The organism is Plantactinospora sp. KBS50, from assembly GCF_002285795.1.
Classification (GTDB): Bacteria; Actinomycetota; Actinomycetes; order Mycobacteriales; family Micromonosporaceae; genus KBS50.
Window position 1 is genome coordinate 2,104,701 of record NZ_CP022961.1, and the last position, 22,794, is coordinate 2,127,494.

A 22,794-nucleotide genomic window follows, 5' to 3' on the forward strand; every position below is an offset into this window, starting at 1 on the left:
CCAGGCACGCCGGTCCGGAGGCGTCGCGATCATCTGAGGGTGAGGCAGAGTGGCGACCCGGGCCCCGGCCCCGGCACGGACGCCGACCCTGGGACGGACGGCGGTTCCGGCCCGGACGCGGACGCCGGTTCCGGCACCGGGTCGGCGCCGCCGGCCGGGCACCGGGCCGGGTTCCAGCCGCACGTGCTGCGCGAGTACGCGTTGATCGCCGACGGCGAACGGGGCGCCCTCGTCGGCCCGCGTGGAGACATCGCGTGGCTGTGCGCGCCCGGCTGGTCCAGCGACGCCGTCTTCAGCACCCTGCTCGGCGGCGGTGGCTGCTACGCGGTGACACCCGTCGAACAGCACCACGTCTGGGGCGGCTACTACGAGCCGGGCACCCTGATCTGGCGCAGCCGCTGGGTCACCGACAGCGCGATCATCGAGTGCCGGGAGGCGCTGGCGCTGCCGGCGGACCCGCACCGGGCGGTGCTGCTGCGCCGGATCATCGCCGCCCGTGGAACGGCCCGACTGGACGTACTGCTGCACCCGGCCGCGGGCTTCGGGCGGCACCGGCCGCGGGAGATCCACCGCCGAGGTGGCGTCTGGACCTGCCGTACCGGTGACCTGTGGCTGTCCTGGTCCGGCGCGGCGAGCGCCCGCGAGGACGCCGGGGTGTTCCGGACCCTGCTGAGTCTGCGCGAGGGCGAGTCGTGGGACCTGGTGCTCGAAGTCGCCGACGCCGCGCCCGAGCAGCCGACCGATCCCGGCGCGGCGGCGCGGCGGCGCTGGCGCGAGACCGAACTGGGCTGGTCCCGGCAGGTGCCGGACTGCACCGACACGGCCGCGCCGCGCGACGCCGCCCACGCGTACGCGGTGATGCGCGGGCTGACCGCCGCCAGCGGCGCCATGGTGGCCGCGCCCACCACCTCGCTGCCGGAGCGCGCGGCCGAGGGCCGCAACTACGACTACCGGTACGCGTGGATCCGGGACCAGTGTTACGCCGGGCAGGCGGTGGCCGCGCACGGCGGGCACCCGCTGCTGGACGACGCCGTGCGGTTCGTGTCCGAGCGGATCCTCGCCGACGGTCCCGACCTGCGCCCCGCGTACACGGTCGACGGCCGGTCGGTGCCCGACGAACGGCCGCTGCCGCTGCCCGGCTACCCCGGCGGAGCGGGCCGGGCGGGCAACCGGGTCAACCGTCAGTTCCAGCTCGACACGCTCGGCGAGTGCCTGCTGCTGTTCGCCGCCGCGGGCCGGCGGGGACGGCTGGACGGCCCGCACTGGCCGGCCGTCGAGCAGGCCGTGCGGGCGATCGAGCAGCGGCACCGGGACGCGGACGCCGGGATCTGGGAACTGGGCGCCCGCCGCTGGGCGCACTCCCGACTGACCTGCGCGGCCGGTCTGCGCGCCATCGCCGGGCAGGCGCCGGCGCCGGTGGCCGGCCGCTGGGCGTCGCTGGCCGACCGGCTGCTGGCCGACGTCAACGCGGACTGCCTGCACCCCAGCGGGCGCTGGCAGCGTGCCCCCGACGACCCGCGGGTGGACGCCGCGCTGCTGCTGCCCACCATCCGCGGCGCGCTGCCGCCGTCCGACCCGCGCAGCCGGGCGACCCTGGCCGCGGTACGCCAGGAACTGTCCGAGGACGGCTACGTCTACCGCTACCGCCTCGACGGCCGGGAACTGGGCTGCGCCGAGGGCGCGTTCCTGCTCTGCGGCTTCCTGATGGCCCTGGCCACCCACCAGCAGGACGACCCGTCGGCCGGGCACTGGTTCGAACGCAACCGGGCCGGTTGCGGTCCGCCGGGGCTGTTCAGCGAGGAGTTCGACGTACGGCAGCGCCAGTTGCGGGGGAACCTGCCGCAGGCGTTCGTGCACGCCCTGCTGCTGGAGTCGGCGAGCCGGCTGGCGCGGCCGTGGGACGGCTGAGGGACTACCTGCGCTGGCTGACCCAGGCATGGACGTCCCGGCACCGACAATGGTGCGACCGTGCCCGGCACGGCACGGCACGGCAGGGCGGTCACCCAGGCGGCCCAGAAGACGACGCCAAGGCGCGGATGGTCTCGGTTGGCAAGGCGATTCTGAAGATCGCAATGGACGTCATCGGACTCACGTCCGCGTTGGACTGCTTCACGACTGGCAACCTGGGCGCGTGGTGTCGAGACTGGGCTGAACGTGCTGTTGAGCTTTGTCGGTGGACTCGCCGGAAAGATCGTGGCGAAATACGCTTTTCGCTTCAAGGTCGCCTATAGGCTGGCGAAACGGTTGAAGGGTCTAGCCTCCGAAGTGATCGACGGGGTGCGGGAGTGGCGTGGCGCGAGTCGGGCGCTGGATGAGGCCAAGCTGGCGCCAAGGAATGCAACAGCTTCGTGCCTGGCGCTGCCGTGTTGTTGGCCAATGGCTCCAGCAAGCCGATCGAGAAGATCAAGATCGGTGATCTGGTGGTGGCGACCGATCCGGCGAGCGGGAGGACCGCGGCCAAGGCAGTCACCCGGTTGATTTCGGGAGAGGGCGACAAGAACCTGGTCCGGATCACGGTCGATGCGGATGGCGCTCATGGCGACCGCACCGGTGTGCTGGTAGCAACCGATCATCACCCCTTCTGGGTGCCAGAGCTGCACAGGTGGGTGGACGCCACCGATCTGCAACGCGGTCAGTGGCTGCAGACGTCCGCGGGTACCTGGCTACAGGTCACTGCCATCACGAGATGGATCCAGCACGTCCGAGTCCACAACCTCACAGTCCACGGCATCCACACGTACTATGTGGTGGCTGGCAACACCCCGGTCCTCGTCCACAACTGTGGGGTTGGCGAACGTGCCGCTGAGCGGCAGAATGCACTTCCTGCTGGATCGCAAGGCAGGGTAACGATGGGCGTCGGTGAAGGCGTGGATGCGAGTGGAGCTACGCGCACGGTCGTTGGTACGAGCGAAGCCAATGGGTACCTCAGGCCCGGCGTTCGCGACATGATTCGGCCTGGCGAAGAGGTCGCAACCGGTCCCGGTCACGCAGAGACAAGTATCCTTGACTACATGAAGGCGAACGGAATCACACCCGGCAAGATCGGCGCTGGCAGGCCGATCTGCCCCGCATGCGCCGTCGCTATTGATGAGGCTGGCGCGGTACCAGGAAGTCCGCTGAAGAGATGACTCAACCTGGATTGATGCAGATTTCTCCACAACTTGTCGACAAGCTCAGGCGGAGTACTGACGAAACGCGGCATCGGATTGTCGAACGGGCCTGCCTGCTGGCAGTGCAGCGTGCAGACGTAGCTGCCCCCAAGCTCACCGAGGCGCTCGACGCGATCCGCCGGAGAAAGCTCAGCCCCCCGGATCTTCGTAGCGAAATCGATGCCTTGACACAAGAATTGGACGAGATCGCTTGGGATATTCAGGATCGTATTGAAGCTGGAGATGCTACTGAGGCGGAGTATCGTCGGGCCTTCGTAAAAGCGCGTGCGGCGGCGGCGGTCGGATTCGCATTGGAAGGCTCATTGGCCGCATCGTTCGACTCGCTTTACGAGGCGTACTATGCGGTCGATAACCGAGATGATTACATGCGTGTTGTTGCGGACTAAATATCACGGATATAGGCGGCATGCCGATCTAGAGGAAGTCTTCTATGGAGCCGGTGGCAATTTGGATTCTGGCCGATGGTGCTCCGCGGCCTGCTGTCGGCGATCACCGTGCGTGACGGTAGTGTGCCGACGGTTGCCCCGGTCCGCCCGGGTTGCCGTCATGGTTGCCGTCAAGCGCAAGCAGGAATTCGACGATGTCGATGGGTTGCCGCGCGGGTTGGTTTCCGGACACCGTCGCTGGCCGTTCGGTGGCACGTCCCTCATTGCGTGGCGGCGCCAATCGTCGCGACCAACGGCCAACTCTGGCAGGGAAGGGATTGTCGTGGCATCCCCGCCCAGCCGGTCGGACCCGGTGGGCGGTTCGGTGTTGGTGGGCGTGCGCGCGGGGCCGTAGGCCTGTAGCGCGTGCGCGGCCCGGCGTAGCCGGGCCGTTCTTGATTATGTAGAGCAGATTTGGAGCAGCCTCGGGTCCAGCCTTCGTGGTGGCGTACGTTGTGCGTACACTCGGGTGATGAGTGCGAAGGCGGAGCGGCTACACCTACGGGTGGATGCCGAACAGAAGGCGTTGCTGGAGGCGGCCAGCCAGGCCGCCGGTGCGAGTGTGTCGACGTTCGTACTGAAGGCGGCCACCGACGCGGCGGCTGACGTGCTCGCCGATCGGCGAGCGTTCCTGCTGGACGAGGCCGCGTGGCGGGTGTTCGACGAGGCGCTGGACCGCCCGGCCCAGGATGTTGCCGGTCTGCGCGAGTTGGTGGCTGGGCCGACGGTTCTGGACCGCTCGGCGGGCGAGGTGCAGCGGTGAGTTCGCGTTTCTCGTCGGTCGAGCCGTTGTCGGCCATGCATGTGGTGACCGGCTTCGACTGCGGCTCGCCTGCTCAGTCGGTCTGGCTGGCCGAGCACGCCCTGCAGGCGCACCGGGCCGGGCTGTCCCGGGTGTACGTCGTCGCTGACGCCGATCACCCGGATCGCCGGGTGATCGGCTATTACGCCCTGGCTGCCGGCAGCGTCGCCCCGGCTGACGCCTCCCCACGGCTGCGGCAGGGTGCCGGCCGCTACCACCAGCCCGTGGTGATCCTGACCCGCCTCGGCGTCGACCGCAGCGCCCAGGGCGCCGGACTCGGACGTGCCCTGGTGGTTGATGTGCTGCGGCGCATCGCCGCCGCAGCCGAGGTCATCGGTGTCCGCGCGGTGCTCATCCACTGCGAGACCGACGCCGCCCGCGACTTCTATCTGCGCCTGGCCAAGTTCGAGCCGAGTCCCACGGATCCGATGCACCTGCTGCTGTTGATGACGGACCTCCGCCGAGCTCTCGCGGGGTAGCGCGCGCATCCGTTCGGGTGTGGTGGTCTGTGCACGTTGCCGTCACGGTTGCCGTCAACACCGCCCGACGCCCCGAACCTCTATCCGGCCGGCCACGAAAGACCAGGTGAGAGCCCTTCACTGATCGGTCACTCTCCGTGTCGGCCGTGAATATGCCACACGTACTATGTGCTCGCCGGCAAAACCCCGGTGCTTGTCCACAACTGCGGCGGTCCTGGCCGGGATCTTATTGATGGCGATGCTCAATATCACATCATTTCTGGCAATCGAACTGGCGGTGGACATAAGTGGCCGGGGCGGCCGAACAAGACTGTTTTCCCGGAGTCCTGGGATACGGACAAGATTCTGGACGGCGTCGCTGATGTCGCTACGAATCCTTCCAGTACTTGGACTTGGCAGAAGGGCGCGCATGGATCGCTGTATACCAGGAAGGAAGAGCTGTCGCGAGTCAAGATCGAGGATGTCTATGACGGGTGAATATGCGGGTGATCTTCGAACCCGCTACGGACCGTATCATCACGAGCTTCCCGATTGGGCGATGACGTGGACTTCAGGCAGGCGCAAGCGGACATTTTGGCCTTGTTGGACGAGTCTCCTATCACGTCGAGTGACGTCAGGAGCGATGTGCGGGAGTTGGTGCAGGTCGGGGAAATAGGGCTGGCGTTCGATACCATTTGCTCCTGGCTATTCGAGGATTCGCTTGCTATATCGCGATCATTTTATGAACGCCTCAGGGTGCTTGCGAATGACTTAGAAGAGCCCGCTGCTGTGGAGAGGCTCGACGAACTTGTAGTTGACTGAATGGTTCCGTCGACATGTAGTTGAGATTCGCCTCAGATGAACCGGGTGGCGTCGTGGAGGTTGCCCACCCGGTTCATCGATCTTCGGAGAACAAATACGGTTGGTAACCGAAGGGTATGCAGAGCCGCCGTCGTCTGCTTGGGTTGCCGTCATCGTTGCCGTCAGAGGAGTGGAACTCATCTGGACATAGCGATGGGTCGCTTGGGCGGTGGCGGCAGGGGGCAGCGTTCGGTGGCGTGCCGCGTAGCGGTGCGGCGTCGATCCCCCGGAGCTGCTCACGGAAGATGGTGGTGAAGGGATCGTCACGGCCCTTGGTCGGTCGACCGCCTTGTACTCCCGTGGGTTGGGTGGCTTCGGTATGCCGTAGCGCGTGCGGGGCCGTAGGCCGTAGCGCGTGCGCGCGGCCCGGCTTCGCCGGGCCGTACTTGATCCTGTAGAGCAGATTTGAGCCAGTCGGATCTTGGCCGAGGGCCTTGGTCCGGCTGGCTTACTGCTTTGGTGCGCGGTCGCGGCTGCTGCGGGGACGCTTGGCGGGCGGCGAGGGCTGGTCGCCGGCGCTGGCCCGTTGGAGGTGTTCGGGCTGCTGGGCGCAGTTACCTCGGTCGGCCTGGTATTTGATCACTTCGTCGATAAGGTCGTTGTTGGTGTCGGCGACAACCGCCATCCATCGATACCGGGGCCGCTGAAGGGCGCGGACGTCTCCCAGGTTGCCGTCACCGTCGCCGTCAACACCGATAGATTTCGATGCGGCGGGTTGGTGCCACACGCGAAAGGCCAGGTGAAACTCCATGAGAACGTAAGTCACACTGCGTGACGGGGTGAAAATCCCACACGTACTACGTACTGGCTGGCACGACGCCCGTGCTGGTGCACACTACTAATGGGTGCGGGGTTCACAAATGGACGAGCCAAACTAACCTCGACGATCACTTTGCTCGGCATGGTGATGAAATGGGATTCTCCACCCAAGCCGAATACCGTTATGCGGCAGAGGATTTGATGTGCACGTGTGGCGGTCGTCGGCCTGGTGTGCAAATCAAGCAAGATGGAAACACGCGGTATTTCCTCGATCCTGGGACGGGGGAGTTCGGAATCGCGAGTGATAGGGGGATCGTTACCTATTACATGCCGGAGAACGCATTATCTCACTTCAATAACCAGCCTGGAGTGTTGATCCCATGACGGAGCAATCATATCGATCGCCGTGCCCGTGCTGTGGTCATCTTGTGCACAACGACCGGCCAGGATCATTTCTGATCTGCCCTGTCTGCTTCTGGGAGGACGATCAGGTGCAACTGCGCTGGCCGTTCTATCGGGGTGGTGCAAATAAGCCGCCCCTGATAGAGGCTCAGCAGAACTATCGGAACCTAGGCGTCAGTGAGACGCGCTTTGCGGATAAGGTCCGATCGCCAAGCCGGAACGAGCCACTAGATCCGGGATTCCGTCCCATTGACATTTCCGTTGACTCCTTCGAGGAAACCTCAGTGCAGGAGGAACTCTGGCCAGAGGATCGAAGCGTCCTCTATTGGTGGAGACCAACGTTTTGGAGGCGGTCGCAAGGCGAGGCACAATAGGCGTTCTGACACGGAGTGGCACCAATACTGTTCGTATTGGTGCCACTCCGTTGTGCGCTGGCGTGCGTGGTTGTTCGCGTGGGTTGCTGTCAGACATCGAGCACACATGCAAATGGATAGATTGAATCGTCCGATCGCGACAGTGGCCGAGGTTGTTCGGTGGCGCGGCGCGTAGCGTCGCGGCGTCGATCGCCGGATGTGTCGCGGTGCTTGCTTGTGAAGCGATCGTCACGGCCGGTGGACCGAGAGCGGGTGTCGCGCGGCGGGGGTTTCGTCTCGGTTGGCCGGGATCATCACTGTTGCGTGGGCGTGCGCGCGGGGCCGGAACGGCTGTAGCGCGTGCGCGTGCCCGGCCGTGGCCGGGCCGTTCTTGATTAGGTAAAGCAACTCTTGGCCCAGTGGCTCCGTTGGTGGCGGGGTCGCTTGATCGGGTCTTGGAGTTGCAACGTTCCTACCTGGGCGGTTTGGTACCGCATGGTACAGTGCGGGGTATGGCGAGGATAACCCTGCGGGAGTTCCGCGATGGCGCGGGTCGGGTGCTGGACGGGGTTGAGCGCACCGGTGAGCCGGTCATCATCACCAAGTACGAGCGGCCCGTGGCCGTCCTGGTCGGCATCGACGAGTGGGAGGAGATCGAGGCGTTCCGCGACCGTCGGGACGCTGCGGTGATCGCCCGTTCCCGTGCCGAGGGCCAGTTCGTGCCGCTGTCGGCGGCTCTGGAGTCGCTCGGGGTAGATCCTCGTGAGGTGGAGGCGCTGTTGGCCGACCGGGCCGGCGGCGCGGCGGCGTGAAAGGTTCAGATCGACCGGGATGTGCTGGTCTGGCTGCACAAGCAGCCGCGCAACGTCTTCCTGTCCGTCCTGAGCGCGATCCTCGGCTTGGTCTCCGACCCGGTCCCGCAGAACTCGACCGAGATGCGCGACGGATCCGGGCGTCGACTACGTGTCGGTGACTACCGTGTCCTCAACCGCCTCGACGGCGACGAGTTGACCATCCACGACGTCGGGCACCGCAAGGACGTCTACTCGTAGGCCGCCAGAGTCCGGCGGCCTTGTCCGGCGGTAATCGGGTCAGGGTCCAGGGCCACCGCCCGGGCGGTCGTTCGATGCCGCGGTTGTGCCCCTGGCGTGGAGGCATCGCCCGGTGCTCTGGGGGCGCCGGGTTCCCGGTCGGCTCGCCGTCCCGCCGCCGGTGATGATCTGGTCAACGAGGTCGCCGTACGTTCCGGGCGTGCGTGAGCGTTGCTGTCATGGCTGCTGTCACAATCGACGCCGATGACATTCGGCGGATTGAGCCGCAAGTGAATGTGCAGGTGAGGCCCGGTATTACCTAGCGTGACATCGCTGCTGCTTCCACACGTACTATGTGATAGCCGGCAACACGCCGGTGCTGGTGCACAACACAGGACCGTTCTGTGGGGTGCCTTTCGGGAAGAAGACCCCTGGCGATGCTGATTTCCACGGCTCTGACTATTCCCTAGACGAGATGACCGAATTCGTTTATGGTCATACGGGCGGCGGAAACCCGGCGATGGGTCGACCCGGGCGCAGCCAAATTGAAGATGCGCTGAGGAACGCTGGCCCGGTTCAAATTGATAAGCAGAACGCTGCCAAATTCGAGCACAACGGCGTTAGGGTCATCATCAACTACGACATGGCGTGGAAGAGTACGGCATACTTCCCGGGCAGGTGATCTGATGGGCGAAGATGCAGCCAAGTGGCTTCGCGAGCACCTTAGTGAGGCCGATATCGCACGGCTCAATGAAACCGTTGTGTCTGCCTCACCCGGTAGGGATATTGGTCTAGCTGACCTGGTAGGAGCGTGGCGAGAGCACCTATCGAAGCTTGAATCCGATTTACTTGCGCCCTCGGACGATCGCTCGATTTGGGGAGCCCACGACTACGTCGCTGCGCTCGTCATTCGAGACCTGGTAGCGCAAGGATTGGCTCTTCTTAGCTTCGATATGAGGCCGCGAACTGAACGGGCTGTCGCGGAGCTGGATCAATGGTTCATGAACTTTACCGAGCCTGACCCGGAGGGCTATGCAGAACGGATTGATGGGAGAGTGAAGCCAGATCGCGAAGGGTGGTGGTATCGGATTCCTAAGAGCGGACCGGTGCGTGACGAAATGGTTCTCTGCTATGGCCGTTCGGCGGCTGATTAGAGCCGCTCAGGCCCGTCATACGGCGAGGCCGGGAACGGAATCGACGATCATCTGACGCAGGGTCAGTAGCTACATACAGTAACTGCTGGCCGTCTGAATGCGCGCCTGTCGTCTCACGTTGCCGTCACGGTTGCCGTCAAGGGGCGGATAGCATCTAGGTAAGTCGATGGATGGTCGGGGTGGATCGAACGTGAGATCAGATCAACGGTGGCGTGCTGCGTAGCGGCGCGGCGTCGATCCCCGGAACTAACTTGCTCAGGGTGGGTCGGCAAAGGGATCGTCACGGCTTCGGCCGGTGGATCGTCCAGGCGCAGGATGGGTGGCCGCTGTCGTTTGGGCGTGCGCGCGGGGCCGTAGGCCTTGCGCGGGTGCGCGCGGCCCGGCTTCGGCCGGGCCGTCGTGGGGTCGGCCAGCGACGCGGTGCCGCGATTGCTCGTGGTCCGTTTCCGCTGGCCGCCCGCCCGAAGCGGACGTGCGCGTCTCCGCGCATCCGGCTCTCCGTGTGTCTTGCCCGTTGTTCACGATGTGATTGGGTCCGTGATGGTCCATGGGTTGGGGATCTTGCTGCCGCGGTAGCGGTAGCGGTCGATCTTGACGTTGGCGGCGCCGTGGAAGGTGATCCCGTTGTGGGCGTACCGGCCGTCGATGGTGAACCGGCGGCGGATCTCCCGCCAGGAGATGGGGTGGTGCTTGCGGCGTATCCAGCCGCCGATGCGTTTCCAGGCGTGGTAGTCGATCTGCTGGAAGCAGCGGCTGGAGGAGCCGTGGCGGAAGTAGTTCGCCCATCCTCGTAGCGATCGGCCGAGGGTCAGGAGGGTCTCGTCGAGGTCGCGGTAGAGGGTTGACCTGTTCTTGGTGCACTCGCGTGTTCGGTCCGCCTCGGCGCTGCATCTACCGACCCTGGCCGACTCCGGCTACGAAGGCGCTGGCCAGGGCATCCACACCCCGTACAAGCAACCCGCCGACGGCCACCGTCTCGCGGTCGACAACCGCACCCACAACGCCGCCCTTCGATCAATGCGGTGCCTCGGAGAACGCGGCTTCGCCATCCTCACCGGCCGCTGGCGCACGCTCCGCCACACCACCACCAGCCCACGAAGCCTCGGCGACATCGTCCGCGCCGCCCTCCACCTCACCCACTTCGAATACCGATACCTACCGGATTCTTGTTGAGATCACGTCACAGAAAGGGCACGCATGCTAACGAGGCCGCGCACGTCGGCTCATTTAGGTTCAACCCGGAAGATATAATCTATCATGGGCATAATCCCTTCAGATGAGGACAACATGCTCACAGTTCGTGACCGCCTGGAGTTGCTACGTAGCGTTGAATCGAGCGCTGATGGAGGTGCGATTCCTCGCTGCTGACGTAGACGATGCGGTCCGTGGTAGCTCGCACTTGGCTGAGGTGCACGCCCGCGTTGTCGACGCAGTCATCGACCTCCATCGTGCACATGGGGATGCGAAAGAAGTCGAATCATGGAACGAGTGGCGCAACTTTGAAGGTCGAGGGCTTGAGCGGCGCGGAATTGTCGAATATCTCCTTTCTTTTTGGGTCTCTTTGGACTCGGAGGAATTGAGGCTTGAGGCGTTGAGAAGTCAGTTGCACCCGTTCATCTATGGCGACGATGACCTGAATGGGATTTATCGCGAACTGGAGGATCGTTCCGCCGGGAAATAAGCAAATTCTGAGCCCCTTTCTGCCCCCGGCGGCAAAGGGATTGTGCGCCTGCGGGCGTGGCTGTTGGCCCGCGTTGCTGTCACGGTTCATGTCAGCGACATGCATACATCGGCATGCATCGTTTGGCGGGCTAGTGCCGTGACCACGAACGTTCACGGTGTTGTGACCGTTTTGCTGATGGGGGTGGCGAATAGCGCCCGGTTTGGGTGAGAAGATCGGGTGGTATTGCGTCGCTGACTCGCTCTCGTGTTCGGGTAAAGCCGATCGCGTTGCGTGACGGCGGGGTGCCGATGGCTGTCCTGCTCTGCCCGGGTTGCCGTCACGGTTGCCGTCAAGTGCTGGCTCTGCACGTAAATGCATCAATGAAACGAGGGCCGCCGAGATCGACAGGCGGGCAGGGCGTTCGGTGGCGTGCCGTGTAGCGGTGCGGCGTCGATCCCTGGAACCACCCGCTCAGGTAGCCCGTGAAGGGATCGTTACGGCCTCGACCATTGGAGGTTCGGGCCGGCGGTTGGTTGGTCGGCCGGTATTGCTGGGGCGTGCGCGCGGGCGGAACGGGAGTGTCAACTTGACACTCCCAGTGGTGGCCTCTGGTCGGCGACTCGGTCGATCGGGATCAGTGTGTGCACGCGGCCATGCGACGGGCCGGCGACGGGTGGGTCGAGGGTCATAGAGTGTCCACATCCGCCAGCCTTTGGAGAATCGTCGTGTCCCAGCCGGTACCGGATCCAGAACGGACCGACGCCGCCCCCGCCGACGGCGATGCCCCGGCCGCTGACCACGCCGCCGGTACGACCGTCGGCGGCGATCCCGCAGCCGGTACGCCGTGGCTGCTCGTCCTTCCGGAGGAACCGGGCGGGCCGGCGGGTGTGCCCTGGCCGGGACCGGCGGGCGAGCCCGGTTGGGCCATCCCGGTGCAGATCCCGGCCGGCACCCGGGGGTACGCGCTGTTCCTGCCGATGGTGCCGGCCGAGCCCGCGGTCGGCGCGTCCCCGGCCGGCACACCGACGGTCGGCACGCTCCCGGGCGGCGGGACGGTCCCGCGGCCGCGCGACGGCCAGCCGCGGTCGCAGCGGGCCGAGCCGGACGTCGAGGTCGAGCCGGACGTCGAGGTCGAGCCGGACGTCACGGACGAGTCGTCCGCCGGAGCCGAGCAGTCGGTCACGGCCGGGCCGGATGTTGCGGCCGAGCCTGACGCCGCAGGTCAGCCGGACGTCGAGGTCGAGTCGGATGTGACGGACGAGCCGGACGCCACGGATGAACCAGACGTCGACGGCGAACAGGACGGCACGGATGAGTCGGATGTCGGGGCCGAGCCGTGGGCCGGCGTACCGCCCGGCGCGCCCGGTGTGGCCGGGCCCGTCCGGCCGGTGGCCGCCGCTCCGTCGTTCCTGGACACACGGTGGCCCGGTCCGGCGCCGGCGCGCGGTTGGGCGGTGCCGGCGGCCGTGCTCGCCGGGGCGCTGGGTCTGGCCATTTTCGTACCGCTCGGCCGCACCGGGATGGGCTGGTTCCTCGGCGGACTCATGCTGGCCGTGGGCGTGGCCGTCGGGGTCGCCCGGCCCGTCGCCGGGCTGCCGCGGGCCGAACGCTGGACCCGGGTCGGCTGGGCGGCGCTGGCCCTGGCGCTGCTGGCCGTGCTCGCCTTCCGCAACGCCTGGTGGCTGGTGACGTTCTGCGTTCTCGGCGCGCTGGGCTGCACGGCGCTGGCCATCGTGGGCGGCCGGCTGATCCGCTCGATCCTGTTCAGTCTCGTCGCGGCGCCGTTCGCGGCCTTCCGCGGGTTGCCGTGGGTACGCCGGCATGTCCAGCCGCCCACCCGGTCCGGCACCGCCCGCCGGATCGGCTGGTCGGTCGCGGTGACCGCGCTCGTGCTGACCGTATTCGGCAGCCTGCTCTCCTCGGCCGACAGCGCCTTCGCGGCGCTGCTGCGCGACATCGTCCCGACGGTGCATCCGGGTACGTCGGTAAACGGCGTGTTCCTGCTGGTCGTGGGCGCGCTTGTGGCGACGGCCGCCGTCTACACCCTGTCGGCGCCGCCGGATCTGTCCACGATCGACCGGTCCGGCGTACCGCGGTTCGGTCTCGTGGAGTGGGCGCTGCCGATCGGATCGCTGGTGGTGCTCTTCGCGGGGTTCGTGGCGGTGCAGTTCACCGTGCTGTTCGGCGGCCGGCGGCACGTGCTGAGCACCGCCGGCCTGAGCTACGCCGAGTATGCCCGCAGCGGGTTCTGGCAACTGCTGGCCGTGACCGTACTGACCCTGGTGGTGCTCGGCGCGGTGACCCGGTGGGCGCGCCGGGACCGGCCGGTCGAGCGGATCCTGCTGCGGGTCATGCTCGGTCTGCTCGGCGCGCTCAGCCTGGTGATCGTGGTGTCGGCGCTGTCTCGGATGTACGCCTACCAGAAGGTCTACAGCTTCACCGGCGAACGCATCTTCGTGATGGCGTTCGAGCTGCTGCTCGGTGTCGTTCTCATCCTGATCATGCTGGCCGGGGTCCGCTGGCGTGGCGGCTGGATCCCGCGGCTGACCGTCGCGCTCACCGCGCTGATGCTGCTCAGCCTCGCCGTGCTGAACCCGGAGGACTACGCGGCCCGTCGCAACATCGCCCGGTACCAGCAGACCGGCACGATCGACGCCTGGTACCTGCGGGCGCTGTCCGCGGACGCCACCCCGGCGTTGGGCACGCTGCCCGATCCGGTCCGGCGCTGCGCGCTGAGCTGGATCGACGACGACCTGGCCGAACCGGACCCCTGGTACGCCTGGAACCTGGGCCGGACGCGTGCCCGGGCCGTGCTGGAGCGGCTCGGACCGGGCGCCGTCGGTGGCCCGAAGGACTGCGGCCGGGCCGACCAGTTCGACCTGCCGAAGGGGCGCTGACCGGCGACCGGCGCCCACCCGCCGGTGCCGGTGCCGGTGCGGTGCTCAGGCCCGGTGCAGCGCGGCGGTGTGCTCGATCAGGTCCCGCTGGCTGATCGGGTCGGCCGGAACGCCGTCCACGGCCTCGCGCATCGCCTTGGCCAACTGCACCCGGCGCAGGATCTCCCGCAGGTCCGCTCCGGTCATCCCGGCGGTCCGCGTCGCCAGATCCGCCGGGTCCACATCGTCGCCGAACATCCGGAACGGTGGCGCCTCGTGCCGCTGCATGAGGTCCCGGATCATCTTCGTGATGATCTGCGCCCGGCCGGTCTCGTCGGGCAGTGGGATGGCCAGCTTCACGTCGAAGCGGCCGGACCGGATCAGCGAGGCGTCCACCCGGTGCGGGAAGTTGGTGGTGGCCATCACGATGACGTTCGGGTTCTCCTCGATCAGCGTGTTCATCTCCTGCTTGAAGATCCCGGCCACCGCGTTCACCGCCTGGCTGGCCGCGTCGCCGCCGGCACCGGCGTAGCTGATGATGCTGTCGAACTCGTCGAAGAGCATGACCGTGGGTTCCCGCCAGCGGCGGGCGTCCCGGAAGATCTGCTTGATGTTGCGCTCGGAGCCGCCGAGCCACTTGTCCAGGATCTCCGGGGTGCGGATCTCCCGGAAGACCGCGCCGATCTCGTTGGCCAGCGCCCGGGCCAGCATGGTCTTTCCGGTGCCGGGCGGGCCGTACAGCAGGATGCCCTGCGGGCGGCGGGCGCCCCACCGGGCCATCACCTCGGGGTGCCGGAACGACACCGCGATCTCCCGGAACTGCGCGACCACCTCGTCGAGGCCGCCGACCTGGTCCAGGGTGACCTGGTCGGCCCGGCGCGGTGAGCCGGCCGCCGGGCCGCCCTGGTACGCCGGGCCGGGCTCGGACCCGGCGTCCAGCACGTACCGGCGTCCGCGCAGGACGACGGGGTCGGCGCCGTCCGCGGCCAACTCCCGGACCACCTGCAACACCAGCGCGAAGGCCACCCGCAGGTGTGCCGGGGTGAGCGCGTCGCCGGGCCGGTCGGCGCGCACCGTGACGACCGTTCCCTCGCCCGACGCGCGGCGCCGGACGACCGGGGTGAGTCCGAGGTCGGCGGCCTCGGCCAGCACCGCGGCCCCGGCCGGGTCGTCGGTGCGGCCCGCCGGATCGGTACGCGCCGCGGGGTCGGTCGGGTCGGCGGCGCCGGTCGGCGGCGGCGGAAGTCCCAGCCGGCGGCCCGCCTCGGCCACCACGCGGCCGGCCTGGGCGAGGACCCGTCCGGCCGTCGGTTCCACGGCGGCCAGCCGGCGGGCGAGCAGCAGGCCGACCGGCCCGACGCCGACCAAAAGCCAGGCCGCCGGGTTGTCGAGGGCGCCGCCCGGTGCGCCGGTGCGGATCTCGGCCATGAACCGGTGTACGGGGTGGTCGTCCTCGACGTCCCGACGCAGCGCGAGCCGGACCCGCCGGACCGGTGCCGGGAAGTCGGTGCCGTCGAAGACCTCGACCGGGCCGGTGCGAACCGCGGCCAGCAGCCCGGTCGGGTCGACGATCGTCACGTCGGCGCCGAACCGGGTGAAGTGGTCGGCCTCCGGCCGCAGGGGGCTGGGTTGTTCCGGCATGCTGCACGTCCTCCCCGTACGGGTGCCACCCTCTCAGCGAAGTGTGACAGCCCGTACCCGGCACGGCGACCGGAGCGGGCAGCGGTCCGCGGCGCCGGCGCGCGGCGGACGGCGCACGGCGCAGGGCGGACGGCGGACGGCGGACGGCGCACGTGCGCACGGCGTTCAGCGGATCAGGCTGGCCATCACACCCAGGAACAGCACCGCGGCGGCGGGCGCCAGGGTCGCGATCGTCACCACCGGCCGGTCCCGAAGCAGGCGCCGCCAGCGCGCCCAGCCGGTCGCCCAGCGCAGCCGCCACCCGGTCCAGCGCCAGCGCAGGCGGGTCGCCAGGGCCGGCCGGATCGGCAGCTTCTCGATCTCCGGTGCCCGCCCCAGCACCTCGCGGGCGGTACGGCTGGTGACGCCGGCCTCGGCCAGTGCGAGCACCACCGGCGACGGGCCGGCATCCAGCAGCGCGAACAGCAGGTGTCGGGTGCCCAGCCGATCGCCGCCGAGCAGCGCGACCCGGTGCGCGCGATCCCAGAGCCGCCGGCCGGAGACATCGAACCGGACGGCCGGCTCGCCCGCCCGGCCGGGCGGTTCCGGCGGTCGCAGCCGGCGGATCAACCGGTCCCGGTCGACGCGCAGCACCCGCCAGACGGCCGCGGCGGTGCCGTCCCGGTCCACCAGGAGCGCGAGCGCGACGTCCTCGGCGGTGATCTCGGTACGACCGTGCTGGCGGGCGGTGACCCCCGCGGCCAGCAACACGGTTCGGGCCTCGACGGTGACGAACGGGAACCAGCGGGGCATGACGCGGCAGCCTACCCGTACCGGCCGATGCCCGTCCGCCGGCCGGTCCGCATCCCATCCGCCGTTCGGCCGACCCGTTGGTGGGCACTCGCCCGCGCCGCCCAACTGGGGAAACGGCCCGGATCGGGGTACGCCGCCGGGTGCCACCGCCGCCGGCGGCACCCGGGGTGGACGCGGGTCAGCCGATCTGGACCGGGTGGTTGGCCAGGTCCCAGATGAGGAAGGCGACGAGCGCGAGCGGGGCCAGCACGCCGAGCACGCCGATGGTGGTCAGCAGGACGCGGCCCTGGGGTCGCGCGCCGGCCGCCACGAAGCAGCCGGTCACGCCGAGGCCGTACAGGGTGACGACGGTCAACAACATGATCATGATCAGCTCCAGGACTTGACGACGAGGGCCAGGCCGGCCGCGAACAGGACCGGAAACACCACGAGGTAGAGCGGGTACCAGCGGCGCCAGCGCACGGTGAGCGCGCCGAACAGCCCGAGGACGAGGCCGACGAGCGTGATCCGTGACCCGCGGCCGGTCGCCGAGGCCAGCAGGAAACCGCCGAGGTCCACGTGCGCGGCACCCGCGGTCACCGCGTACACCTTGTACGGGATGCCCGAGGTGGGCTGCGCGCGTACCGCGGCGGCGCCGTGCTCGGCCACGGCCTGCACCACCGTGGCCCGCATCAGCGGCGTGGTCAGCGGCGCCGGCGGATGCAGGCCGGCGGCGCCCAGGCCGTAGCCGGTGACGCCGCCGGCCAGGCTGGCGGCCACCGCGACCGCGGCCAGCCGGGGCGCCCGGCGCGGCGCGGCCACGGCCAGCACCGCCAGCGCGAACTCGGGCACCAGCGGCCAGGACAGCGCCTCGGCGAACGACCAGGCCGCGACCGCGGCGACGCCGAGCCGGCCGTGTGCCAACCGGGCCATCCGGCGCCGTACCGCGGAGTCGGGCACGTTCCGGTGGACCCCGCCCCGTGCCGGGGTCCACCGGAGACCGGCGGCGACCGTCGCGCCCAGCCCCGCGATCCGGGCGGCGACCGTCGTGGCCACCGCCGCGACCCGGGTGGTGACGGCGGCGGCCACCGCCGCGATCCGGGCCGCGGCCCGGCGCCGCCACGTGTCCGCGGCCCGGTGCCGGGACACCGAGACCAGCCGGAGCACCGCGGCGCGGGCCGCCGGGACGTCCGACGGGTCGGGCAGCGGGGCACCGAACCGCACCTGTACGCGCGCCCGGCGCAGCCGGCCGTGCGCCGGCAGCAGGTCCCTGGTGCCGGAGATCGCCACCGGCACCAGATCCACCCCGGCCGCCGTGGCGAGCCGGGCCGCGCCGCCGCGGAAGGCCCCGACGCTGCCGTCCCGGCTCCGGGTGCCCTCGGCGAAGACGATCACGTCCCGGCCGGCGGCAAGCAGGTTGCCGGCGGCGGCCAGGTCGGCGCTGCCCCCGCCGCCGCGCCGCACCGGTACGGCGGCGGCGAGCGCACGGCCGGTCCAGGAGCGCACCCGACCCTCGAACCAGTAGTCGGCGGCGGCCACCACCGCGGGCCGGCGCCGGGCCGGCAGCGCCGCCAGCAACGCGGCCGTGTCGGCGTGCGAGGAGTGGTTCGCCACCAGGACGCACGGCCGCCGCGGCGGTGCCCCGGCCACCCGCAGCCCACCGGTGGCGGCCAGGACCACCCGCCAGAGCAGCCGGCGGGCCGCGGCGCCCGGCATCCAGCCGGCGCCGGCGCGGACCGGTCGCCCCGGTCGTTCCGGCCGCCGCAGGTCGCTCCAGGCCGGTCGCGCCGGTCGCGCCGGTCGCTTCGGCTGCCGTGCGTCGCTGCGAGCCGGCCGCGCCGGCTGGCGGCTGCCGAGCTGCCGCGCCGGGGCGGTCATGACAGCACCACCGCCACGGCCAGCGCGACGAGCAGCGAGTCCACCCGGTCGAGCAGCCCGCCGAAGCCGGGCAGCCAGCCGCCGGCGTCCTTGACCCCCGCGCCCCGCTTCACCATCGACTCCAGCAGGTCACCCAGCGGGGCGCCGACGGTCACCGCGACGGCCAGCGCCGGGGTCAGCGCGCCGAGCAGCGCGAGCACGCCGATCCCGGTGGCCGCACCGGTCAACGTCCCCGCGACCCGCTTGGCCGGGGACAGCGGCGACAGGGCCGGGCCGCGCAGCAGCCGGCCGCCGCAGAACGCCGCCACGTCCGCCACCGAGACGGCGAAGAACAGCGCGAGGGCGGCCGGGCCGACCAGGACCAGTCCGGTGAGCGCCGCGAGCCAGGCCGCGCCGAGCACCCCGTACGCGAGCCGGTGCGCGCCGCGCGCGACGTCGCCGGCCAGCACCGGCACCAGCCCGACGCCCAGCAGCGCCAGCACCAGCAGCCGGGGGAGGGCGGCCGGTGCCAGCCACGCGCCGACCGGAAGCAGGATCGTCGCGGCGGCCAGGGCCACCCGGTCCGGCACCGGCAGCCGGGTCAGCCGGCCGTACTCGGCCGCGCACACCACGCCGATGCCGGCGGCCAGCAGTGCGGCGCCCGGGGCGCCGAGGTACAGCGCCCCGCCCACGACCGGGGCGGTGACCGCCCAGGTGCACCAGCGCAGCATCAGTTCACGACGGCGGGACAGCCAGGTGCCCAGACCGCCGGCGCCCAGCGCCACGGCGACGTACGGGGCGGTGTCCAGGGCGGTGATCACGACGCGCTCCCGAGCAGCGCCCGTACCCGGATCAGCCGCAGCCCGGCGGTGATCGCCGAGCCGGCGCCGAGCACGGCCACCAGCGGGGTCGCCCAGCCGGTCGCGGCCACGGCGACCAGCAGGGCGCAGCGTTCCGTCTTGCCGACCGGGCCGCCCTGGATCCGGGGCGCCCCGGCGGCGGCGCCGGCCAGTGCGACCCAGGAGGGTGCGCAGGCCGCCAGCGCGGCGGCGAGGACCAGCACCGGGGGCGCCAGCGCCGCCGCGCCGGCCAGCGCGGCCAGGTCGGCCAGCCGGTCGCCCAGTTCGTTGGCCACGGCCCCGCGCCGGGTGCTCAGGTTGGCCCGGCGGGCCACCGCGCCGTCCAGGTTCGCGCAGCCCAGCCGGATCGCGAGCAGGCCGCCGACGAGCAGCGCGGCCGGCAGGCCGGGGCGTAGCAGAGCCAGCGCGGCGCCGGCCGCCACGGCGGCGCCGACACCGGCGACGGTGAGCGCCACCGGAGGTACCCGGCGGGCGACCAGATGGCGCAGCAGCGGGTCCAACCGGGCGGTGTACCAGGGTTTCAACGCGTAGAGGCCGTTCATGCCCCATACCCTCGCGGCAGCGGGCCGGTGGCCACATCCGCGCGCCCACCCGTTGCGGCGGCGCATCCGACCCGGTACGACCGGGTCACCTCACCCGGGTGCGGCTGGGGTGATTCACCCGGCGCGACCCGGCGCCGCCCGGCCGGCGGCGGTCCCGGGCACGGCCCGGGTGTGGTCCCGGCGCGGCCTCAGCCGGCGGCCGGCGGCGATGGCGGCTCCTCGTCCAGCCCCTGCTGGATGGCGTACCGGACCAGCTCCACCCGGTTGTGCAACTGGAGCTTCTGGAGCGTGTTCTGGACGTGGTTCTGCACCGTCCGGGGGGAGAGGGTGAGCCGCTGCGCGATCTGCCGGTGGGACAGGCCCTTGGCCACCAGCCGGAGCACCTCGGTCTCCCGGTCGGTCAGCCGCGGACGTTCCGCGCTGTCGTCGGGGACCGCCGGCTGCGCCGCCAGCCGCCGGTACTCACCCAGCACCAGGCCGGCGAGCCCGGGGGTGAACACCGCGTCGCCCCCGGCGGTGCGCCGGACCGCGTCGATGAACTCCTCGCGGCCGGCCGACTTGACCAGGTAGCCGCTCGCGCCGGCCTTGACCGCGTCCAGCACGTCCTGCCGCTCGCCGCTGGCGGACAGCATCAGCACCCGGGTGCCGGGGTGGGCCTCGCGCAGGCCGCTGACCACGGCCACCCCGGACAGGTCCGGTAGCTGGAGGTCCAGCACCACCACGTCCGGCGTGGTGGCCCCGGCCAGCCGGATGGCCTGGCGTCCCTCGCCGAGCGCCGCCACGACCTCGAAGCCCGCCTCGGCGAGGTCACGGGCCACGCTGTCTCTCCACATCGGATGATCGTCGACGACCATGACCCGGATGTTCACCCGGTTCAGCCTACCGGCGGGCGCGCCCGCGGCACGCGCAGCTCGATCTCGGTGCCCTCGCCGGGCGCCGAGGTGATCGTCACGCTGCCGCCGGCGTCCCGGATCCGGCCGCGGATCGACTGCGCCACCCCGATCCGGCCGTCCGCCGCCGCCCGCTCCAGCCGTCCCGGGGTGATGCCCGGCCCCTCGTCGCGGATCGTCACGGTCACCGCGTCCGGCTCGTCCTCGACCAGCACCCAGGCCGGGGCGCTCGGGCCGCAGTGCCGCCGTACGTTGTCCAGCGCCGCCCCCGTGGCCGCGGCGACCGCGGTGGCGGTGCCGGCCGGCAGGGTGACCGGCTCCGCCGGGGTGGACAGCGACACACCCGGCGCGGCGTACCGGCCGAGTTCGGTGCGCAGGTCGGCGCCGCCGGCCGGCGGGACCGGCCGGCGGCCGGTGACCAGCTCACGCAGCGCGACCTCCTGGGCGCCGGCCAGCCGGCCCAGTTCGGCCGCCTCGCCGCCGATCTCCGTGCCGCGCCGCTGCACCAGGGCCAGCACCTGCAACACCGAGTCGTGGATGCCGCGGGCCAGCCGTTCCCGTTCCCGGGTGGCCGCCTCCAACTCCACCGCGCGGCGCAGCCGCTGCCGGGCGTCGACGATCAGCCGGGCCAACTGCCCCATCCCGACCCCCGCGAGCAGCAGCAGCACCGGACCGTTCAGCGTCGTCTGGGTCAGCCGGTGATGGGTGGCCACGTCGGTGGCGCCGATCAGCAGCGCCGCGGCCACCGCCGGGCGCCGGCCGCCGGCCACCGCCCAGGCCAGCACCGGACCGGCCATCCAGGCCGACGGCGGCACCGGGGGCCGGCCCGGACCCATCGCGGCGGCGCCCGCGGCCAGCGGGGTGAGCAGCAGGCAGCCGACGGTGACCACCAGGTCGACGGCCAGCAACGGGCGCCGGCGCCGGGTCGCCGTGTACGCCGGCACGGCCACCGCCGTCCAGACCCCCATCACGGCCAGTTCGGCCCAGACCAGCCACGGATGCCGGTACGCCCCGGCGTTGACCGCGGCGGTCAGCGCGACGTACCCGAACGAACCGATCCGGAACACCGCGATGGCCCGCCACAGCGGCACGTCGTACGCCTCGGTCGGCTCCCCGGCGGCGCCGGTCCCGGCGACCTCGCGGTCGGACCCGTCCATCCCTGCCTCCTGTCGCTCCGGCCTCGAACTATAGAAAGCGCCGTCCGGCCGGCCGCGAGGTGCGCGGCCGGCCGTGCCCGATCGCGCGGCGGGTTGACCGGGCGTCCCGATCCGGCCAGGGTTGGTGACCATGAGCGGGGACGACACGCGGGACGGGGTGCCGCTGACCAACCTCGACCAGCCGCTGTTCGCCGATGCCGGGGCGACCAAGCGGGACCTCGTGGACTACCTGGACGGCATCCGCGACCAGATCCTGCCCCACCTGCGCGACCGGCCGCTGTCGGTGCTGCGGGTGCTGCGCGGCCAGCCGCCGTTCATGCAGAAGAACCTGCCGAAGTACACCCCCGACTGGGTGCGGCGGGTGCCGGTCTGGGCGGAGGCGTCGCGCCGGGAGATCTCGTACGCGCTCTGCGACGACCGCCGGACGCTGCTCTGGTTCGCCAACCAGCGGGCCGTGGAGTACCACCCCACGCTGAGCCGGGCCGGTTCGCCGCAGCACCCCACCCACCTCGTGCTCGACCTCGACCCGCCGGCCGGCGCCGCCTTCCCGGCCGTGGTCGCCGCCGCGGGGCTGGTCCGGCAGGCGCTGCGGGACGCCGGGCTCAGCGGCGCGGTCAAGACCAGCGGCGCGAAGGGCGTACACGTCGTGGTGCCGGTGCACGAGCAGGCCACCGCGGAGGAGATGGCGGCGGCCACCCGGGCGCTCGCGGCCCGGGCCGAGCGGCTCGACCCCGGGCTGGCCACCACCGCGTTCGTGCTGGCCGACCGGGGCGGCCGGGTGTTCCTCGACTCCACCCGGGCGTACGGGGCGACGGTGGTCGCCGCGTACAGTCCGCGGATCCGGCCCGGCACCCCGGTCTCGTTCCCGGTGGCCTGGGACGACCTGCCGGACGTGACCCCGGCCGACTTCACCCTGCACACCGCCCCCGGGCTGCTCGCCGGCCGGGACCGGTGGGCGCAGATGCTGCCGGAGCCGCAGCCGTTGCCGGCGGACCTGGTCGAGGAGGGCCGGACCATCCCGGTGGCCCGGGTGCAGGCCATGCACGAGGGCAGGCGGCGGGCCCGGGAGCGGCGCGCGCAGGGCTGACCCGAGCGGGCCGCGGTGTCGGGGACACCGGGCAT

The 22,794-nt window shown here is 70.6% G+C and carries 25 protein-coding genes and 1 pseudogene; 16 read left to right on the forward strand and 10 right to left on the reverse strand.

Going from position 1 to position 22,794, the window contains the following annotated elements:
- Positions 1-183 precede the first annotated feature (183 nt).
- The 7 genes from CIK06_RS09360 (at position 184) to CIK06_RS32345 (ending at position 5,677) form a co-directional block, all read left to right on the forward strand.
- Complete coding sequence (locus CIK06_RS09360) at positions 184-1,908, forward strand: glycoside hydrolase family 15 protein (RefSeq protein WP_198348299.1); 1,725 nt, start codon at positions 184-186, stop codon at positions 1,906-1,908.
- 440 nt (positions 1,909-2,348) lie between these two features.
- On the forward strand, positions 2,349-3,128 hold the full coding sequence (locus CIK06_RS09365) for a polymorphic toxin-type HINT domain-containing protein (RefSeq protein WP_095564503.1): 780 nt from the start codon (positions 2,349-2,351) through the stop codon (positions 3,126-3,128).
- Between the two features lie 14 nt (positions 3,129-3,142).
- A complete protein-coding gene (locus CIK06_RS29265; RefSeq protein WP_157756679.1) occupies positions 3,143-3,556 on the forward strand; it encodes a hypothetical protein in 414 nt (137 codons plus the stop codon).
- Between the two features lie 511 nt (positions 3,557-4,067).
- On the forward strand, positions 4,068-4,358 hold the full coding sequence (locus tag CIK06_RS09370) for a DUF1778 domain-containing protein (RefSeq protein ID WP_095567480.1): 291 nt from the start codon (positions 4,068-4,070) through the stop codon (positions 4,356-4,358).
- Positions 4,355-4,876, forward strand: coding sequence for an N-acetyltransferase (locus CIK06_RS09375; RefSeq protein ID WP_095564504.1), 522 nt, complete (start codon positions 4,355-4,357; stop codon positions 4,874-4,876). Before CIK06_RS09370 ends, CIK06_RS09375 begins: the two co-directional genes overlap by 4 nt.
- Before the next feature lie 168 nt (positions 4,877-5,044).
- A complete protein-coding gene (locus CIK06_RS09380) occupies positions 5,045-5,353 on the forward strand; it encodes an EndoU domain-containing protein (protein WP_157756680.1) in 309 nt (102 codons plus the stop codon).
- 159 nt (positions 5,354-5,512) lie between these two features.
- Complete coding sequence (locus CIK06_RS32345; protein ID WP_369916193.1) at positions 5,513-5,677, forward strand: MafI family immunity protein; 165 nt, start codon at positions 5,513-5,515, stop codon at positions 5,675-5,677.
- Between the two features lie 487 nt (positions 5,678-6,164).
- Here the strand turns inward: CIK06_RS32345 and CIK06_RS32350 are convergent.
- A pseudogene (locus CIK06_RS32350) lies at positions 6,165-6,329 on the reverse strand (GntR family transcriptional regulator); the annotation flags it as partial.
- Between the two features lie 526 nt (positions 6,330-6,855).
- Between CIK06_RS32350 and CIK06_RS32355 the strand changes: the two are divergent.
- The 5 genes from CIK06_RS32355 to CIK06_RS29275 all read left to right on the forward strand — a co-directional run bounded on the left by CIK06_RS32355 (position 6,856) and on the right by CIK06_RS29275 (position 9,415).
- A complete protein-coding gene (locus tag CIK06_RS32355) occupies positions 6,856-7,251 on the forward strand; it encodes a CPCC family cysteine-rich protein (protein ID WP_095564506.1) in 396 nt (131 codons plus the stop codon).
- 491 nt (positions 7,252-7,742) lie between these two features.
- Positions 7,743-8,042, forward strand: a complete 300-nt coding sequence (locus CIK06_RS09405) for a type II toxin-antitoxin system Phd/YefM family antitoxin (protein WP_051090560.1) — start codon at positions 7,743-7,745, stop codon at positions 8,040-8,042.
- A 21-nt stretch (positions 8,043-8,063) separates the two neighbouring features.
- Positions 8,064-8,282 (forward strand): type II toxin-antitoxin system RelE/ParE family toxin, encoded by a 219-nt coding sequence (locus CIK06_RS09410; RefSeq protein ID WP_232534104.1) that lies wholly within the window; start codon positions 8,064-8,066, stop codon positions 8,280-8,282.
- Positions 8,283-8,670: 388 nt separating this feature from the next.
- Positions 8,671-8,943 carry a hypothetical protein gene (locus CIK06_RS29270; RefSeq protein WP_157756681.1) on the forward strand — a complete coding sequence of 91 codons (273 nt, stop codon included), beginning with the start codon at positions 8,671-8,673 and terminating at the stop codon, positions 8,941-8,943.
- 4 nt (positions 8,944-8,947) lie between these two features.
- The gene (locus CIK06_RS29275) at positions 8,948-9,415 is read left to right on the forward strand and encodes a hypothetical protein (protein WP_157756682.1); all 468 of its coding nucleotides are present in this window, start codon (positions 8,948-8,950) and stop codon (positions 9,413-9,415) included.
- A gap of 518 nt (positions 9,416-9,933) precedes the next feature.
- Here the strand turns inward: CIK06_RS29275 and CIK06_RS32360 are convergent.
- Entirely contained in the window at positions 9,934-10,227 is a 294-nt protein-coding gene (locus CIK06_RS32360) for a group II intron maturase-specific domain-containing protein (protein WP_369916196.1), read from the reverse strand.
- Between the two features lie 43 nt (positions 10,228-10,270).
- Here CIK06_RS32360 and CIK06_RS09420 point away from each other — a divergent pair, with 43 nt between their 5' ends.
- From CIK06_RS09420 to CIK06_RS09425, 3 genes are all read left to right on the forward strand, one after another.
- The gene (locus CIK06_RS09420) at positions 10,271-10,588 is read left to right on the forward strand and encodes a transposase family protein (RefSeq protein WP_095564508.1); all 318 of its coding nucleotides are present in this window, start codon (positions 10,271-10,273) and stop codon (positions 10,586-10,588) included.
- A 127-nt stretch (positions 10,589-10,715) separates the two neighbouring features.
- Positions 10,716-11,096 carry a hypothetical protein gene (locus tag CIK06_RS29280; protein WP_157756683.1) on the forward strand — a complete coding sequence of 127 codons (381 nt, stop codon included), beginning with the start codon at positions 10,716-10,718 and terminating at the stop codon, positions 11,094-11,096.
- A 707-nt stretch (positions 11,097-11,803) separates the two neighbouring features.
- Positions 11,804-13,975: a DUF4173 domain-containing protein gene (locus CIK06_RS09425; RefSeq protein WP_232534105.1), complete on the forward strand. Its 2,172-nt coding sequence runs from the start codon at positions 11,804-11,806 to the stop codon at positions 13,973-13,975.
- A gap of 45 nt (positions 13,976-14,020) precedes the next feature.
- Here the strand turns inward: CIK06_RS09425 and CIK06_RS09430 are convergent, their stop codons facing one another.
- From CIK06_RS09430 to macS, 8 genes are all read right to left on the reverse strand, one after another.
- On the reverse strand, positions 14,021-15,595 hold the full coding sequence (locus CIK06_RS09430) for a 26S protease regulatory subunit (RefSeq protein ID WP_095564510.1): 1,575 nt from the start codon (positions 15,593-15,595) through the stop codon (positions 14,021-14,023).
- A gap of 165 nt (positions 15,596-15,760) precedes the next feature.
- Positions 15,761-16,387: a Clp protease N-terminal domain-containing protein gene (locus CIK06_RS09435; protein ID WP_095564511.1), complete on the reverse strand. Its 627-nt coding sequence runs from the start codon at positions 16,385-16,387 to the stop codon at positions 15,761-15,763.
- 178 nt (positions 16,388-16,565) lie between these two features.
- Positions 16,566-16,754, reverse strand: a complete 189-nt coding sequence (locus tag CIK06_RS09440) for a hypothetical protein (RefSeq protein WP_095564512.1) — start codon at positions 16,752-16,754, stop codon at positions 16,566-16,568.
- 2 nt (positions 16,755-16,756) lie between these two features.
- Positions 16,757-18,244, reverse strand: a complete 1,488-nt coding sequence (locus CIK06_RS09445; RefSeq protein WP_095564513.1) for a lysophospholipid acyltransferase family protein — start codon at positions 18,242-18,244, stop codon at positions 16,757-16,759.
- A complete protein-coding gene (locus CIK06_RS09450; protein WP_198348164.1) occupies positions 18,241-19,044 on the reverse strand; it encodes a phosphatidate cytidylyltransferase in 804 nt (267 codons plus the stop codon). The genes CIK06_RS09445 and CIK06_RS09450 overlap by 4 nt, the downstream gene beginning before the upstream one ends.
- Positions 19,041-19,625, reverse strand: coding sequence for a CDP-alcohol phosphatidyltransferase family protein (locus tag CIK06_RS09455; RefSeq protein ID WP_095564514.1), 585 nt, complete (start codon positions 19,623-19,625; stop codon positions 19,041-19,043). The genes CIK06_RS09450 and CIK06_RS09455 overlap by 4 nt, the downstream gene beginning before the upstream one ends.
- Before the next feature lie 188 nt (positions 19,626-19,813).
- Positions 19,814-20,479, reverse strand: a complete 666-nt coding sequence (locus CIK06_RS09460) for a response regulator transcription factor (RefSeq protein ID WP_198348300.1) — start codon at positions 20,477-20,479, stop codon at positions 19,814-19,816.
- A gap of 20 nt (positions 20,480-20,499) precedes the next feature.
- Positions 20,500-21,672: a MacS family sensor histidine kinase gene (gene macS / locus CIK06_RS09465; protein WP_095564516.1), complete on the reverse strand. Its 1,173-nt coding sequence runs from the start codon at positions 21,670-21,672 to the stop codon at positions 20,500-20,502.
- A 130-nt stretch (positions 21,673-21,802) separates the two neighbouring features.
- On the opposite strand from macS, the gene ligD reads away from it, so the two are divergent.
- On the forward strand, positions 21,803-22,759 hold the full coding sequence (gene ligD, locus CIK06_RS09470) for a non-homologous end-joining DNA ligase (protein WP_095564517.1): 957 nt from the start codon (positions 21,803-21,805) through the stop codon (positions 22,757-22,759).
- Positions 22,760-22,794 lie beyond the last annotated feature (35 nt).

Coding starts and splice junctions, on each gene's coding strand:
- CIK06_RS29265 (WP_157756679.1), top strand. CDS start 3,143: ATGCAGATTTCTCCACAACTTGTCGACAAGCTCAGGCGGAGTACTGAC.
- CIK06_RS09370 (WP_095567480.1), top strand. CDS start 4,068: ATGAGTGCGAAGGCGGAGCGGCTACACCTACGGGTGGATGCCGAACAG.
- CIK06_RS32355 (WP_095564506.1), top strand. CDS start 6,856: ATGACGGAGCAATCATATCGATCGCCGTGCCCGTGCTGTGGTCATCTT.
- CIK06_RS09405 (WP_051090560.1), top strand. CDS start 7,743: ATGGCGAGGATAACCCTGCGGGAGTTCCGCGATGGCGCGGGTCGGGTG.
- CIK06_RS29275 (WP_157756682.1), top strand. CDS start 8,948: ATGGGCGAAGATGCAGCCAAGTGGCTTCGCGAGCACCTTAGTGAGGCC.
- CIK06_RS09430 (WP_095564510.1), bottom strand. CDS start 15,595: ATGCCGGAACAACCCAGCCCCCTGCGGCCGGAGGCCGACCACTTCACC.
- CIK06_RS09435 (WP_095564511.1), bottom strand. CDS start 16,387: ATGCCCCGCTGGTTCCCGTTCGTCACCGTCGAGGCCCGAACCGTGTTG.
- CIK06_RS09440 (WP_095564512.1), bottom strand. CDS start 16,754: ATGATCATGTTGTTGACCGTCGTCACCCTGTACGGCCTCGGCGTGACC.
- CIK06_RS09445 (WP_095564513.1), bottom strand. CDS start 18,244: ATGACCGCCCCGGCGCGGCAGCTCGGCAGCCGCCAGCCGGCGCGGCCG.
- CIK06_RS09455 (WP_095564514.1), bottom strand. CDS start 19,625: ATGAACGGCCTCTACGCGTTGAAACCCTGGTACACCGCCCGGTTGGAC.
- CIK06_RS09460 (WP_198348300.1), bottom strand. CDS start 20,479: ATGGTCGTCGACGATCATCCGATGTGGAGAGACAGCGTGGCCCGTGAC.
- macS (WP_095564516.1), bottom strand. CDS start 21,672: ATGGACGGGTCCGACCGCGAGGTCGCCGGGACCGGCGCCGCCGGGGAG.
- ligD (WP_095564517.1), top strand. CDS start 21,803: ATGAGCGGGGACGACACGCGGGACGGGGTGCCGCTGACCAACCTCGAC.